Below are 14,876 nucleotides of genomic sequence, written 5' to 3' on the forward strand. Positions count from 1 at the left end.
TGCTCACTAGAGCAGTCAGCCACAGACAATACTGCTGTATAAGTCGAGATTTACAGGCTTAAGCGCATGGATAAGTCGATCGCCTTTACATCTTTAGTTAAGGTACCCAGAGAGATATAATCAACACCCGTCCCGGCTATCGCTCGAATCGTCTGTTCATTGACACCACCCGATGCCTCTAGCTTGGCTTGTGAAGCATTGAGCTGAACCGCAGTGCGCATATCGTCTAAGCTCAACTCATCCAGCATAATAATGTCAGCACCCGCTGCCAGTGCTTCACGCAGCTCATCAAGGTTCTCCACCTCAACTTCAACAGGTTTGCCTGGGGCAATACGATGTGCAGCTGCGACAGTGGCCGCCACCCCGCCACAGGCGGCGATATGATTTTCTTTAATCAAAAAAGCATCGTACAGGCCCAGTCGATGATTATGGCAACCGCCACAGGTGACAGCGTACTTTTGCGCCAAACGTAAGCCCGGTAAGGTTTTGCGGGTATCCAATAATTTAACTGCGGTGCCCGTCACCCTATCAGCGAAATATTGGCAACGTGTCGCGACCGCCGACAAGCTTTGCAAGAAGTTTAGTGCGGTACGCTCACCCGTCAGCAACGCTCGTGCTTTGCCTTGCAGCTCAAACAACACATCATTGGCTTGCACGCGCTGGCCATCAGCAACCAGCCAGCGTACCTGTACGCTGCTATCAACCTGACGAAAGACTTCATTGACCCAAGCCACGCCACTGATCACTGCAGACTCGCGCGTAATCACTCGAGCGCTGGCAGTTTTTTCAGCAGGTATCAGCTGTGCAGTGATGTCCCCCGAGCCAATATCTTCCGCCAAAGCGATACGGACATTGGCTTCAATTTCTGCGCCTAACTGCTCAAGTAAAAGATTGGCCATGTTCTGCTCCTCAATAAATTGCAGCCATTATAAAGCCTTACCCCAGCATTAATAGCCAGACCTAATAACACGGTCGTACTTTTAACAGCCAAACCTCGCGCTAAGCCAAATCACTTAGCACTCTACACATAGTTTACAGATCCGCATGGTCTGCTGACACGCTGATCTGTATATCAGCACACCAACGCTCCTCAGCAACACGCTGACGCCAGTGCCCAAACACAGGCTGTAAACCAATAAAGACAATGCGTACACTAGAATCTTGCGGTTCAACGCGCCAACGCACAGGCGTATTCCCCGTTAAAATAATCTCTCCTTGCGCAGACTGTCCCTGCGTATCAAGCAGTACCAACTGGTAAATACCTTGCTGATTATTCTCTTGGATCGGCGTCGACTGAGATAAGCAGACACCCAAGCCGTCAGCATAGGTCTGCAATTGCACAATACTAGGACTGCGTTGCGGCAAAGGTTGAGGATCAAATAAGCGGCCAAGCATTAAGCCCAGCAAAAATCCGACCAGTATTAGACTGGCAACAAATTTGATCAGTAACTGCCGTCTTGGCAACACTTCCAAGGTAGAATTGGCGTCTATTTTATTGCTAGGATCAAGCATGTTTCACGTTATTCTCTTTGAACCAGAAATCCCACCCAACACCGGCAATATTATCCGCTTGTGCGCGAATGTGGGTTGCAGCTTACATTTAATTGAACCACTTGGCTTTGACTTTGACGACAAACGTTTACGTCGTGCCGGCCTCGATTATCAAGAGTTTGCCCATGTGCAACTGCACGCTAATCTAGAGGCGTGCTTAAACGTTTTGCAGCAACCGCGCCTCTTTGCCTTAAGCACTAAAGCCGCACATAGCTATGCTGATGCGACTTATCAAGACGGTGATGCTTTTATTTTTGGTCCAGAAACACGCGGACTGCCTGCAGACATACGCAATAGCATACCTGCAGAGCAATTGCTGCGCTTACCGATGCGTGAAGGCTCACGCAGTTTAAATCTGTCCAATACGGTAGCAATTGCTGTGTATGAAGCGTGGCGACAGTTAGACTTTGCCGAGCAGTAACAAAAACACCCCGACACGCGTTCAGCCTGTACGGGGTGTTAAGTGACGGCTTAAAGACTTACAGCAATAAGCTGCGGATCTCGGCTAACAACTCACTCAAGCGTCGAGTAAAGTGTGCAGCGGCGGCGCCATTAATGACACGGTGGTCATAAGACAACGACAATGGCAGCATTAAGCGCGGATCAAAACCCTCGCCATTCCACACCGGTTGCATGGTCGCCCGTGAGACACCGAGAATAGCCACTTCAGGTGCATTGACAATCGGCGTAAAGCCGGTGCCGCCAATGTGCCCTAAGCTGGAAATCGTAAAGCACGCGCCTTGCATCTGCTCAGCACTGAGCTTTTTATTGCGCGCTTTATCCGCCAACTCAGCCGCTTCGGCAGACAATTGCAGCAAGCTCTTCTGATTGACATCACGAATCACTGGCACCAACAGCCCTTCAGGGGTATCGACAGCAAAGCCTAAATGCACATACTTCTTGCGAATCAATGCTTTGCCGCTCGGCGCCAGCGAACTATTGAAATCTGGCATTTCTTGTAGCAGATGCGCACAGGCTTTCAATAAGAACGGCAGTATCGTCAGCTTCACTCCCGCTTTTTCCGCAACAGCTTTTTGACTGACGCGAAACGCTTCTAAATCGGTAATATCCGCCGATTCAAACTGAGTCACATGCGGCACATTCAGCCAACTGCGGTGCAAGTTTAATGCGCCGATTTGCTGTAAGCGGGTCATCGCTACTTCTTCGATCTCACCGAAGCGAGCAAAGTCTATTTCAGGAATTGGCGGAATACCGCTGCCCTGCTCAACAGTGCTACTGCTTTGTTTACTCAGAGCGGTTTGCACATAGGCATGCACGTCTTCTTTAACCAGACGTTGATGCGGGCCACTGGCGGTAACTAAACCAAGGTCCACACCAAACTCACGCGCCAACTTACGTACCGCAGGACCGGCATGTACCACGGTCGTTTTGCGTTTATCTGGACTTGGTGCGGTTACAGGTGCCACGGACACTGCGGCACTCGGCTTGGCTGCCACAGCAGATTCAGCAGCAGCGGCAACAGGTGCCACAGCTGCAGGCGCCTGACTGACCGCCGCTTGTGCGACTTTGACCTTAAAGATTAAGTCACCGGTACCGACTTCTGCATCTAGACGGACCAACACTTCAACCACTTCACCGCTGACCGGTGAAGGAATTTCCATACTGGCTTTGTCCGACTCTAGGGTCAGCAATGATTGCTCTTCAGTAATCTGATCACCCACGGCCACCAGCAGCTCAATCACCCGCGCTTTACCAGAGGAGCCAATATCTGGCACATGGATTTCTTCAACAATATTTTCTGCCGCCACCTCAGCCACACTCGGCACCGCCGCAGCTTGTGCGACAGGTGCAGGTGCAGCCGGCTCTGCACGGGTCTCAGCGACCGGCTCAGCGTTGTCCTCCGGTGCTTCATCGACTTCCAACTCTAATAAGTCATCACCTTCTTTAAGGCGATCACCCAGCTTGACTGAAAGGCTTTTAATCACTCCAGCTTTAGGCGCAGGAATTTCCATACTGGCTTTATCCGACTCAAGCGTCAGCAAGCTCTGCTCCGCCTCAATGCGGTCGCCCACTTTTACAAATAACTCAATCACCTCACCCTCACCGGTGCCGATGTCGGGTACGCGAATTAATTCACTCATCGTCGCTCTCCTCAGCAGTCCAGTGGGTTAGGTTTATTGGCATCGATACCAAACTTCTGCATGGCATCAAGCATCACTTGCACATCCATTTGGCCTTGAGCAACTAAGCCTTCTAACGCCGCCAACACCACCCAGTAACGGTCCACTTCAAAGAAGTGACGTAGTTTTTTACGTGAGTCACTGCGACCAAAACCATCAGTGCCCAACACTTTGTACTGGTCTTGCGGCACCCATTGGCGCACTTGATCAGCATACAATTTCATGTAATCGGTTGATGCCACCACGGGCCCACGACGATCCTGCAAGCAATTTTCGATATGCGACAGGCGTGTCGTTTCACGCGGATGTAAACGGTTCCAACGCTCAGCGTCTAAGCAGTCGCGACGCAGTTCGTTAAAGCTGGTGACACTCCAGACATCAGCGCCCACACCAAATTCATCACGCAGAATTTTTGCGGCTTCGCGTACTTCAAGCAAAATCGTACCGCTACCTAATAGCTGTACATGCAAATCACTGCTGCGTTTGTCTTCTTCAAGCAAGTACATACCGCGAACAATATCGGCCTCAATACCTTCACGCTCAGGCATTGCCGGTTGCTCGTAGGCTTCGTTCATCATGGTGATGTAGTAGTAACGATCATTTTGTAGCTCAAGCATTTGATAAATGCCTTCGCGAATAATCACCGCCATTTCGTAGCCGTAGGTTGGATCATAGGTATGGCAGTTCGGAATAGTGCCCGCCAAAATATGACTGTGACCATCTTGGTGCTGTAAACCTTCACCATTCAGCGTGGTGCGTCCTGCAGTACCACCCATCAAGAAACCTCGAGCACGAATATCACCTGAGGCCCAGGCTAAATCACCAATACGCTGGAAACCAAACATCGAGTAGAACGCATAGAAAGGCAGCATCGGCTGGTTGTGGTTACTGTAGGCTGTTGCTGCAGCAATCCACGCCGACATCGCACCCGCTTCGGTGATGCCTTCTTCAAGGATCTGTCCTTTTTTGTCTTCCTTGTAATACATCACTTGGCCATGGTCGACCGGCTGATACAGCTGACCAACTGCCGAATAAATACCCAACTGACGGAACATGCCTTCCATACCAAAGGTGCGCGCTTCATCAGGCACGATGGGTACGATACGCTTACCTAAGTCTTTATCTTTGAGTAATTGCGCCAAAATACGCACAAACACCATGGTCGTGGAGACTTCACGATCACCACTGCCATCCAGAATACTTTTCAAGGTTTCCAGCGATGGTGTCGGAACACTGATACTTTTCATCCGGCGCTGCGGTACAAAACCACCGAGTTTTTCACGACGCTCTTGCAGATAACGCATCTCTGGGCTGTTTTCTGCAGGACGATAGAACGGCAAGCTTTCTAAGTTCTCATCACTCACCGGAATATCAAAACGGTCTCTAAAGCCTTTGAGGCTGGCTAAATCAACTTTCTTCACGTTGTGAGCAATGTTTTGCGCTTCACCGGTACCAGTACCATAACCTTTAATGGTTTTTGCCAAGATCACCGTGGGCTGACCGGTATGGTTAACCGCCGCATGATAGGCAGCGTACACTTTAAACGGATCATGACCACCACGATTGAGGTTCCACACCTCATCATCGGTTAGATCAGACACCATCTCGGCTAAGCGTGGATCAGCACCAAAGAAGTCTTTACGGACAAAGGCGCCATCATTGGCTTTATAGTTTTGATAATCACCATCCAGCGCTTCATCCATACGACGCTGCATAACACCTTCAGTGTCTTTAGCAAACAACGGATCCCATAAGCGGCCCCATAGAACTTTAATAACGTTCCACTCAGCACCACGGAAGTTACCTTCCAACTCTTGGATAATTTTCCCATTACCGCGCACTGGGCCATCTAAGCGCTGCAAGTTACAGTTGATCACAAAAATCAGGTTGTCGAGTTTTTCACGACCGGCCAAAGAAATCGCACCCAGCGATTCTGGCTCATCGGTTTCACCATCACCTAAGAAGCACCAGATTTTTTGCTTGCCCGGCTCAATAAAGCCACGGTGCTCAAGGTATTTCATAAAGCGTGCTTGGTAAATCGCTTGAATTGGACCTAAACCCATCGACACCGTTGGGAACTGCCAGTAGTCCGGCATCAACCAAGGATGCGGATAAGATGACAAGCCTTCGCCATCGGTTTCACGACGGAAATGGTCCAATTGCTCTTCAGTGATACGCCCTTCTAAAAAAGAACGCGCATACACACCTGGCGAGGCATGCCCTTGGAAATAAATTAAGTCACCACCATGTTCTTCGGTCGGTGCTTTAAAGAAATAGTTGAAACCAATGTCATACAAGGTCGCACTGGAGGCAAAGGTGGCAATATGTCCACCTAAGTCGGGATCGGCTTGGTTAGCACGCATCACCATGGCCAAAGCATTCCAGCGCACTAAAGAACGAATGCGGCGCTCCATAAATAAATCGCCAGGCATTCGTGCTTCATGAGTAACCGGAATAGTATTGCGATAAGGGGTTGTAATGGCATGCGGTAAACGCGTGCCGCTGCGACTGGCCAGCTCGCCTAAACGCGATAAAATATAATGAACGCGTTCTTCGCCTTCGTGCGCTTGGACAGAATCCAAGGCGTCCAGCCATTCTTGTGTTTCTACCGGATCAAGATCTTGCATGTTTTGCTCCCGAACAAAGGGTCTATTGATGATAAGACCTATACGTGCTTCATGTCTTGTGAACAGTCAGCCCATGGCACTGCAAAGTCATATTGTTTTTCTTTTATGTAGTTTTACTACAAAACGACGCGCGAGTCAGCATCTATTCACTACATCTTTTGGCCAAGTGCTTTTCTTGGACACGCCACAACCTGTGAATTTAAGGTATCTTTACTGACACCCTTGGCGCGACAATGTTCAGGATCTCGCATGACCCCTCTTTTACTGGATACAATTCCTTCTAGCTTATTATTTTTGCAACAAAGAGCACAGCGCGAATGGGCGCATGCCCTGCAAGAACAACAGATTGCTAACCCATTATGGCCTGACAGCCGCTATCAAGCGTTTATTCGTGTCTGCAGCCTCAGCGATTTCGTTCTAGGCCAAGCAATTCGTGATCCGCAAATGCTAATTGATTTAGTCGCTTCTGGGCAGCTGGACCGTACTTTGGTGCCAGGGGAAATACGCTATCAACTCAATGAGCGCTTAACCGATTGTGCCGATGAGACCAGTCTCTTACTGCATTTACGTCAATACCGTAACCGTCAACAAGTACGTATTATTTGGCGTGATTTAATCCGGCAATCTGAACTGAGTGAAACCTGCCGCGACCTCTCGGCCATGGGCGACGCCTGTATCGACTTAGCCTATCACTGGCTGTATCAGCAACACTGTCAGCTGTTCGGCACGCCAATTGGACGCTATAGCAAACTACCACAGCAACTGGTCGTGCTGGGTATGGGCAAGCTCGGTGCCTATGAACTGAACCTCTCCTCGGATGTCGATCTGATTTTTACCTACCCTGAGGGCGGTGAAACCGAAGGGGCAAAACGCAGCCTCGATAACCAAGAGTTTTTCACCCGCCTGGGCCAGAAGCTGATTAAGGCCTTGGATACTATTACCGTGGATGGTTTCGCCTTTCGCGTGGATATGCGCCTGCGTCCTTATGGTTCAAGCGGTCCACTGGTGTATAGCTTTAACGCCATTGAACAGTATTACCAAAACCAAGGCCGCGACTGGGAACGTTATGCGATGATTAAAGCGCGCGTGGTCGGTGGTGATCAAAATACCGGTGCGAGTTTATTGCGTATTTTGCGGCCCTTTGTTTATCGACGTTATTTAGATTTCTCGGCGATTGAAGCGCTGCGCTCAATGAAGCAACTGATTCAACAAGAAGTGCGCCGCAAAGATATGGATGACAATATCAAGCTCGGTTCAGGCGGTATTCGCGAGGTCGAGTTTATTGCACAAGCCTTCCAGCTGATTCATGGCGGACGTGATTTAAGCCTGCAACAGCGCCCTTTGCTGAATATTTTAGACACCCTCGCTGCGCAGGGCTATATGCCCTCGGCCGATGTCACCGAACTGAAAGACGCCTATCGTTTCTTGCGCTACACCGAGCACGCCTTGCAAGCTGTTAGTGATTTGCAAACGCAAAGCCTGCCGGATACCGAACAAGAGCAAGCGCGCATTGCTTTTATGATGGGGTTTAATGATTGGACGACGTTTTTCGGACAACTGATGTATTGGCGTAAACGTATTGAGCACCATTTTCGCGATGTGATTGCCGATCCCGACGAAGATGACGAAGATTGTATAGGCGCTGAATGGCTACCGGTCTGGGAAGACTCAATTGCCGTAGAGAGTATTTGTCAGCAACTCAGCGAAGCGGGCTACCATGACAGTCATGCGGCTTGGCAACGCATTGTACAATTGCGCGAAGGCAGTCAAGTGCGAGCCATGCAACGTTTAGGACGTGAGCGTTTAGATGCTTTTATGCCACGTTTTTTATCGCAAGCCATTGAGCACGATAATCCTGATCTAGTACTGGAGCGGGTTTTACCACTGATTGAAGCGGTCGCCCGCCGTTCTGCTTATCTGGTGTTATTGACTGAAAACCCTGGAGCACTGCTTAGAGTGATTAGCCTCTGCGCGGCCAGCCCATGGATAGCCGAACAACTAAGTCGCTTCCCAGCGCTGCTGGATGAGTTACTCAATGAGGGACGCTTGTATCGCCCACCGCTGGCACCTGAGTTAACGGCGGAGTTGCGTGAGCACTTATTGCGTATTCCTGAGGAAGATATTGAACAGCAGATGAATGCGCTGCGTCACTTCAAGCTAGCGCACCGGCTACGTGTCGCCGCCTCGGAAATCGCCGGCACTCTGCCACTAATGAAGGTCAGTGATTATCTGACCTGGCTGGCGGAAGCGATTCTGGAGCAAGTGCTGCACTTAGTCTGGAATGAAATGGTGCGCAAACACGGCATGCCACAACGCATGGATGGCAGCCGCAGTGAGCTCGACTTTGTGGTGGTGGGGTACGGCAAGCTCGGCGGAATTGAGTTGGGCCACGGCTCTGATCTGGACCTGGTCTTTATTTACGATTGTGACCCCTTGGCTGAAACGGATGGCGCTCGGCCTGTCGATGGCGCGCAGTTTTATACCCGTCTAGGGCAACGGGTTATCTCAATGCTGACTACGCGCACCACCGCGGGAGGGCTCTATGATGTGGATATGCGCCTCAGACCCAGCGGTGATGCAGGCTTACTCGCCAGTTCACTCAGCGCCTTTGCTCGCTATCAAGAAGAACAAGCCTGGACTTGGGAACACCAAGCACTGATACGTGCACGGGTATTGGTCGGTAGCCCTGCCTTAACCGAGCAATTTAACCAAGTACGACTGAACGTTTTAGGACGTCAACGTAGCCTGCCAGTCTTGCAAGATGAAGTCAGCGAAATGCGCGCAAAAATGCGGCATAATCATGGCACTCAGATCACCCAAGGTGGTTTAGGCCAGAATGCATTCAATAGTGATGTGCCATTTGATCTAAAGCAGGATGCTGGTGGTATCGTTGACATCGAATTTATGGTGCAATATGCCGTTCTAGCTTGGTCATGGCAATATCCACAACTGGTAACCTATACCGATAACATCCGTATTCTTGACGGTCTCGGCGCAGAAAACCTGCTCAATGCGGATTATGTTCGCATGTTACAGGAGGCTTACAAGGCCTATCGTGCTGCTGCCCACCGTCTGGCCCTGCAAAAGCAGCAAGGCGTGGTTGAAGGCAATTTATTTACCGACGAACGTCACGCAGTGATGGGCGTTTGGCAAGAGCTGGGCTTGAGTTATCTGTAAGCATTTTTTAAATATTATTTTCAGGAGCACGTAAAAATGTCGATGGCTGATCGTGATGGCGTTATTTGGTATGACGGTGAAATGGTTGAATGGCGTAACGCAACCACTCACGTTCTGACTCACTCATTGCACTACGGCATGGGTGTCTTTGAAGGCATTCGCGCCTATAAAACGCCTCAAGGTACCGCGATTTTCCGCTTACAAGCACACACTGACCGTCTGTTTGAATCAGCACATATCATGAATATGAAGATTCCTTTCACTAAAGAGCAGATCAACGAAGCAGTGATTGCTTCAGTGCGTGACAACAAACTGGATAGCGCTTATATTCGTCCTTTGGCGTTTTATGGTTCAGAAGGCATGGGTATCCGTGCTGACAACTTAAAAGTACACCTCATTGTTGCGGCATGGCATTGGGGCGCGTACATGGGCGATGAAGCCTTGAAGAATGGTATTAAAGTGCGTACCAGCTCCTTCACCCGTCACCACGTGAATATCACTATGACCCGCGCAAAATCAAGCGGTGCTTATGTGAACTCTATGCTAGCGTTACAAGAAGCAGTTTCTGGCGGTGCTGACGAAGCGCTGTTACTTGATCCAGAAGGTTATGTAGCTGAAGGTTCTGGCGAAAATATTTTCCTCGTTAAAGATGGCGTCATTTACACACCAGAAGTGACCGCCTGCCTCAATGGTATTACCCGTAATACCATTTTGACTCTCGCTAAAGCGCGCGGTATCGAAATCGTTGAGAAACGTATTACTCGCGATGAAGTGTATATCGCTGATGAAGCGTTCTTTACCGGTACTGCTGCCGAAGTGACACCCATTCGTGAAGTAGATGGCCGTCAAATCGGTATCGGCAGCCGTGGTCCAGTCACTGCAGTGCTGCAAAAAGCCTACTTTGATTTAGTAACGGGTGAGACTGATGATCACGCCGAGTGGCGCACATTGGTTAACTAAGCGTTCGTAACTGATTAAAAAGCCCGCTGAAATTATTTTCGCGGGCTTTTTTTGTAATTGATACTTTCATCCGTTACGACTTTAAACTTTTCTTCGCATAGACATCGTAGCGGCTGGATTTACCATCCAAGCTATAGGTCGGTGCTGTACCAGCAATCGCTGGTGCTTTGCGCGGACGCTTGACCACGACGCGGTGGCTGGCTAAGGCTAAAGCGGCAGCCAATAAATCAGACGCATCATCATCAGCACCCACTAAGGGCTTAAACAGACGCATTTCTTTTTTCACCAATGCGCTTTTATCACGACTGGGAAACATCGGGTCAAGGTGAATAACCTGCGGCGGCTCTGCCGTCCAAGCCAACATGAGCTCAATGGCATCGCCAACCAGCAAGGGCATCCGCTGTACAATTCCCAGCACTTGCGAGTCAAGCCGTGCCCGGCGCAAACCATCAGAGAGTAAGGCCGCAACAATCGGATTGCGCTCAATCATCGTCACCTGACAATCCAAACATGCTAAGACAAAGGCATCGCGACCAAGGCCTGCCGTTGCATCTAAAACAGTTGGGCGAACACCCGGCTGGATGCCCACTGCTTTAGCAATCATCTGGCCGGTACCGCCACCAAACTGACGACGATGCGCCAGCGCGCCTTCAATAAAATCAACCCGAATCGGCCCAGGAGCTGAAGCGCTGAGTTCCTGTAGCTGCAAGCCGTCAACGCTGACCTGCAAAGCAAACTCAGCCTCGCCCTCTAGCGGCAAACCTAAATCCTGCGCCCACTGCACGGCTGCAGCTTGATCAGCAGCAGTCATGGCGTCAACGCGGATTAATACAGCTGTGGTTAAAGTTAAATCTGACATTAAGCGTACAAATCAAGGCCGAGGACGGTGGCCGCTTCTTCTGCTTTACTACTAAACCCCGCAGTACTGCTGTAACTGGCCAAGGCTTTGCTGGCTTGATACTGCTGTGCCGGATTATTTAAAGCTTGCCGCGCTTCGTATTGCTGGATCTGCATGTGCGCAGAAGCTCGCGGCACTGCTTGATAAGTATCCAAGCGCAAGGTATCAGAAGCGTTAAGCGGTTGCTGTTGACGGTTACGGCTTTCAGCCTCGCGCACAGCAGCATCCATCTGCGCACTGCTATCAGGGCGCGTGGTTCTGTTGGGCACATAAGCAGGTGAAAAACCGTCAATACGCATTGCTTTAAAATCCTATTAACTGAGCTGCACTGTAACCAGAGTTAGCCAACAGTTCAATCCTGTTAAGGCTGCTTCGGCGTTGCTACTTGATCGCGTAGGTAAATCGGCTGCGCCTGCTGCGCGCTAATCGCTTCACCGCGCTGCCACATTCCTTGCGCGAGGTTCAAAATATCCACAGCGTGAGGTAATAATTGCGGGGCTCGCGCCTCAACCGGTACGGCAATTCGCTCAGCATAGGCCTGCCAACCGGTACCGGCGGCAAACCATTCAGTATCAGCGGCGCCGCGCGGCAATTCTGCGCGCTCTGGTGGTAGTACGGCCTCGATTCCTTGCAGCTGCACTTCACCATCAAGCAAGGTATAGCACCCCCAGTACACTTCATCCATTCGTGCATCAATCGCCACGGCAACGTGTTTAGCACCGTATTCACGGCACGCACGTTGGGCAATCGCAGCCAGGTTGGATATCGGTAGCACTGGGCATTCGAGAGCAAAGGCTAAGCCTTGTACTACGCCTACCGCAATCCGTAAACCGGTAAATGCGCCTGGACCACGGCCAAAAGCAATCGCATCCACGGCAGTTTTAGCAATACCGGCCTCGGCCAATACTTCGCTAATCATCGGCAAAATAGATTGTGCATGTAAACGAGGAATGACCGCGTAACGGCTGAACACTTGCCCATTGTGTAATAACGCAACAGAACAAGCTTCAGTGGCCGTATCCAGCGCCAATAAAGTCGTCATGATTTATCGTCAAGTAATTGAAAACAGAATTGTAGCAGGCAGACTGCTAACAGGGGAATTTTGCACAACAAAGGACAAAGAATACATTCGCTATTACATCGAGTTCGCTCACTGCAAAAACGAATGTATTCCTTAAGTCAGCTTAGGCCAGTGCAGCCAATACCTTCGCGGTAATTTGCTCAACTGAACCGACACCCTCAATAGCACTGTATTTTGGTGTGCCATTGACCGCTGCTAAATCTTGATAGAAAGCAACCAGCGGCTTGGTCTGTGAGTGGTAAACAGACAAACGGTGACGCACGGTGTCTTCTTTATCGTCTTCACGTTGAATTAAGTCTTCACCTGTCTCGTCGTCTTTACCTGCCACTTTCGGTGGATTGTGCAAATCATGATAAGTACGACCTGAAGCGGGGTGCATACGGCGGCCAGCAATACGGCCGACAATTTCTTCATCTTCCACAGCAATTTCAATCACATGATCGATTTCAACACCGGCGTCACGCAGTGCTTCTGCTTGCGGAATGGTGCGTGGAAAGCCATCGAATAAAAAGCCATTGGCGCAATCATCGGCAGTAATGCGCTCTTTAATCAAATCGATGATGATGTCATCTGACACCAAACCACCGGTTGCCATCACGTTTTTAACTTTCAATCCCAGTGGACTTTCTGCCTTAACAGCCGCACGCAGCATATCGCCAGTAGAAATCTGTGGAATGCCAAACTTTTTAGTAATGAATCCGGCTTGTGTGCCCTTTCCGGCGCCCGGCGCTCCTAACAAAATAACGCGCATTATTGTGCTCCTTATATTAAAGATTATTATCGTAAAACTCTTAACAGAGCAGCATTAGGGCTGCTCTGTATATTTAAATGAGGTGGCCTTCTAAAGCCCAAAAGCGACCAAGATACACATCAGCCTTTAGTCGCACAAGAAAAATTATCAGCGCTAGCCAGTAAAGTAAGTCGACTCAGCACTATTTTTCTAAATCAGCATAACCCTAACCAGCATGAACGGTTCGCTCTGCGGCCCAATGTCGCAGTGCCGTCAGTTCTTCTGACATCACCACGGACAACGGCACTGTGCGCTGTAACGCTTCAAGCAACAGTGACTGTACAACAGGGACCTGCCGCGCCTGTGCCGCATACAATGCAGACACCACGGCTTGCTCAATTTCCGCACCAGAGAAACCTGCACTGGCCAGTGCTAAGGCAGTCACATCAAAATTTTCAGCCGCCAGTTCGCGCTTTAGCAAATGGATTTTAAAAATATCTTCACGCACTGCAGGCGCAGGTAGGTCAACAAAGAAAATCTCATCAAAACGACCTTTACGCATCAACTCTGGCGGTAAGCGCTTAATGATATTAGCCGTAGCCACGACAAAGACCGGAGCTTTACGCTCAGCCATCCAGGTTAACAAGGTGCCTAAGACTCGCTGACTGACACCATTGTCCATATCTCCCGTCGCTAAGCCTTTTTCAATTTCATCCATCCACAGCACACAAGGAGACATGCGTTCAGCCATCAGCAAGGCTTCACGTAAATTGCGTTCGGTTTCACCAAAATATTTATTGTATAAACTGGCAAAATCTAATCGCAGTAATGGCAAACCCCAAAGACCGGCCACCGCTTTCGCAGCCAAGCTTTTACCGCTGCCTTGCGCGCCCAACAACAGCATGCCTTTTGGTAGATCATTAGCTGTGCCAGCCATAAACGCGGCTTGGCGCTCAGAGAGCCACTGTTTTAAGTTTAACAAACCACCCACGTCAGCAAAGTGTGCAGTATCAGCCTCGTAACCCAACACGCCATCTAGATCCAGCAACTGGAACTTGGCTTTATTAAGCTCAGGTAAATCTTCTTGGGTTATAGCACCATCATCACAGATCAAACTACGCGCCAGCAGACGAGCATCAGCATGACTTAAGCCGCGTAAGTTTTTCACCACCTGCTGCAAGGTTTTATTATCGGTACGCACACGCAAGCCACGATTGACCTCACTCCAGCGCACGGCTTCTTCACGAACCAGAGCCAGCAGCTCATCCTCACTCGGCAATGACAAACTAAAACGTGCCGCATAACGCTGCACTTCAGACGGTAATTTTAACGCATGTGAAACCAGTATTAGTGTCGGTTTATCCGGTCCTGCAGCCATCGCAATATCTTTAACTAAACGAATCAATAACGCATCATTCTCAAGAAATGAATGCAGATCAAAAAACACATAGAGCCCTGCCTGCGGATCAGCTTTAACCAAGCGCAGAGCCTTCTCTGGGACATGACTGTCCTCCAGCATCGCGCCACCAAAGCCAAGATTTTGCAAGCCTTCGCTGATTGACCAGACATGCAAATTGATACCGCGCTGAACCACCAGTGAGGTCAATGTTTCTAAGACGCGCAGCTCATCCCACGACTCAATCACAATTAAGCGCACTCGTGAATCTAAAACCAGCTGTAAATCTTTAAGATCATTTTTCAAACGGCTGCA

Annotated in this window: 12 protein-coding genes; 3 read left to right on the plus strand and 9 right to left on the minus strand. The window is 49.8% G+C overall.

The annotated features are described in order from the left end of the window. Positions 1 to 50: 50 nt before the first annotated feature. Entirely contained in the window at positions 51 to 899 is an 849-nt protein-coding gene (nadC, locus tag JYJ62_RS14470) for a carboxylating nicotinate-nucleotide diphosphorylase (protein WP_205342945.1), read from the minus strand. 133 nt (positions 900 to 1,032) lie between these two features. Then, entirely contained in the window at positions 1,033 to 1,512 is a 480-nt protein-coding gene (locus JYJ62_RS14475) for a hypothetical protein (protein WP_205342946.1), read from the minus strand. Between JYJ62_RS14475 and trmL the strand changes: the two genes are divergently transcribed. Further along, complete coding sequence (gene trmL / locus JYJ62_RS14480) at positions 1,511 to 1,972, plus strand: tRNA (uridine(34)/cytosine(34)/5-carboxymethylaminomethyluridine(34)-2'-O)-methyltransferase TrmL (RefSeq protein ID WP_205342947.1); 462 nt, start codon at positions 1,511 to 1,513, stop codon at positions 1,970 to 1,972. The two genes, JYJ62_RS14475 and trmL, sit on opposite strands and share 2 nt — an antisense overlap. Before the next feature lie 58 nt (positions 1,973 to 2,030). On the opposite strand, the gene aceF is transcribed toward trmL, so the two are convergent. Together aceF and aceE are read right to left on the minus strand one after the other, a co-directional pair. Then, positions 2,031 to 3,653: a dihydrolipoyllysine-residue acetyltransferase gene (gene aceF / locus JYJ62_RS14485; protein WP_205342948.1), complete on the minus strand. Its 1,623-nt coding sequence runs from the start codon at positions 3,651 to 3,653 to the stop codon at positions 2,031 to 2,033. Positions 3,654 to 3,664: 11 nt separating this feature from the next. Beyond that, positions 3,665 to 6,319, minus strand: a complete 2,655-nt coding sequence (gene aceE / locus JYJ62_RS14490) for a pyruvate dehydrogenase (acetyl-transferring), homodimeric type (RefSeq protein WP_205342949.1) — start codon at positions 6,317 to 6,319, stop codon at positions 3,665 to 3,667. A gap of 249 nt (positions 6,320 to 6,568) precedes the next feature. Here aceE and glnE point away from each other — a divergent pair, with 249 nt between their 5' ends. Both glnE and JYJ62_RS14500 read left to right on the plus strand, forming a co-directional pair. After that, a complete protein-coding gene (gene glnE / locus JYJ62_RS14495; protein WP_205342950.1) occupies positions 6,569 to 9,496 on the plus strand; it encodes a bifunctional [glutamate--ammonia ligase]-adenylyl-L-tyrosine phosphorylase/[glutamate--ammonia-ligase] adenylyltransferase in 2,928 nt (975 codons plus the stop codon). A 36-nt stretch (positions 9,497 to 9,532) separates the two neighbouring features. Then, positions 9,533 to 10,456 carry a branched-chain amino acid transaminase gene (locus tag JYJ62_RS14500; RefSeq protein WP_205342951.1) on the plus strand — a complete coding sequence of 308 codons (924 nt, stop codon included), beginning with the start codon at positions 9,533 to 9,535 and terminating at the stop codon, positions 10,454 to 10,456. Positions 10,457 to 10,529: 73 nt separating this feature from the next. On the opposite strand, the gene JYJ62_RS14505 is transcribed toward JYJ62_RS14500, so the two are convergent. From JYJ62_RS14505 to JYJ62_RS14525, 5 genes are all read right to left on the minus strand, one after another. Next, entirely contained in the window at positions 10,530 to 11,315 is a 786-nt protein-coding gene (locus JYJ62_RS14505; RefSeq protein WP_205342952.1) for a class I SAM-dependent methyltransferase, read from the minus strand. Then, entirely contained in the window at positions 11,315 to 11,653 is a 339-nt protein-coding gene (locus JYJ62_RS14510; RefSeq protein ID WP_205342953.1) for a hypothetical protein, read from the minus strand. Before JYJ62_RS14510 ends, JYJ62_RS14505 begins: the two co-directional genes overlap by 1 nt. Before the next feature lie 62 nt (positions 11,654 to 11,715). Continuing rightward, positions 11,716 to 12,396, minus strand: a complete 681-nt coding sequence (gene tsaB / locus JYJ62_RS14515; protein ID WP_205342954.1) for a tRNA (adenosine(37)-N6)-threonylcarbamoyltransferase complex dimerization subunit type 1 TsaB — start codon at positions 12,394 to 12,396, stop codon at positions 11,716 to 11,718. A 142-nt stretch (positions 12,397 to 12,538) separates the two neighbouring features. Then, on the minus strand, positions 12,539 to 13,186 hold the full coding sequence (adk, locus tag JYJ62_RS14520) for an adenylate kinase (protein WP_205342955.1): 648 nt from the start codon (positions 13,184 to 13,186) through the stop codon (positions 12,539 to 12,541). A gap of 205 nt (positions 13,187 to 13,391) precedes the next feature. Beyond that, positions 13,392 to 14,867 carry an AAA family ATPase gene (locus JYJ62_RS14525; RefSeq protein ID WP_205342956.1) on the minus strand — a complete coding sequence of 492 codons (1,476 nt, stop codon included), beginning with the start codon at positions 14,865 to 14,867 and terminating at the stop codon, positions 13,392 to 13,394. Between the last annotated feature and the right edge of the window lie 9 nt (positions 14,868 to 14,876).

It is taken from the genome of Denitrificimonas caeni (genome assembly GCF_905120345.1).
GTDB classification, from domain to species: domain Bacteria; phylum Pseudomonadota; class Gammaproteobacteria; order Pseudomonadales; family Pseudomonadaceae; genus Denitrificimonas; species Denitrificimonas caeni_A.

Coding starts and splice junctions, on each gene's coding strand:
- trmL (WP_205342947.1), top strand. CDS start 1,511: ATGTTTCACGTTATTCTCTTTGAACCAGAAATCCCACCCAACACCGGC.
- JYJ62_RS14510 (WP_205342953.1), bottom strand. CDS start 11,653: ATGCGTATTGACGGTTTTTCACCTGCTTATGTGCCCAACAGAACCACG.
- aceE (WP_205342949.1), bottom strand. CDS start 6,319: ATGCAAGATCTTGATCCGGTAGAAACACAAGAATGGCTGGACGCCTTG.
- glnE (WP_205342950.1), top strand. CDS start 6,569: ATGACCCCTCTTTTACTGGATACAATTCCTTCTAGCTTATTATTTTTG.
- JYJ62_RS14500 (WP_205342951.1), top strand. CDS start 9,533: ATGTCGATGGCTGATCGTGATGGCGTTATTTGGTATGACGGTGAAATG.
- adk (WP_205342955.1), bottom strand. CDS start 13,186: ATGCGCGTTATTTTGTTAGGAGCGCCGGGCGCCGGAAAGGGCACACAA.
- nadC (WP_205342945.1), bottom strand. CDS start 899: ATGGCCAATCTTTTACTTGAGCAGTTAGGCGCAGAAATTGAAGCCAAT.
- JYJ62_RS14475 (WP_205342946.1), bottom strand. CDS start 1,512: ATGCTTGATCCTAGCAATAAAATAGACGCCAATTCTACCTTGGAAGTG.
- tsaB (WP_205342954.1), bottom strand. CDS start 12,396: ATGACGACTTTATTGGCGCTGGATACGGCCACTGAAGCTTGTTCTGTT.
- aceF (WP_205342948.1), bottom strand. CDS start 3,653: ATGAGTGAATTAATTCGCGTACCCGACATCGGCACCGGTGAGGGTGAG.
- JYJ62_RS14505 (WP_205342952.1), bottom strand. CDS start 11,315: ATGTCAGATTTAACTTTAACCACAGCTGTATTAATCCGCGTTGACGCC.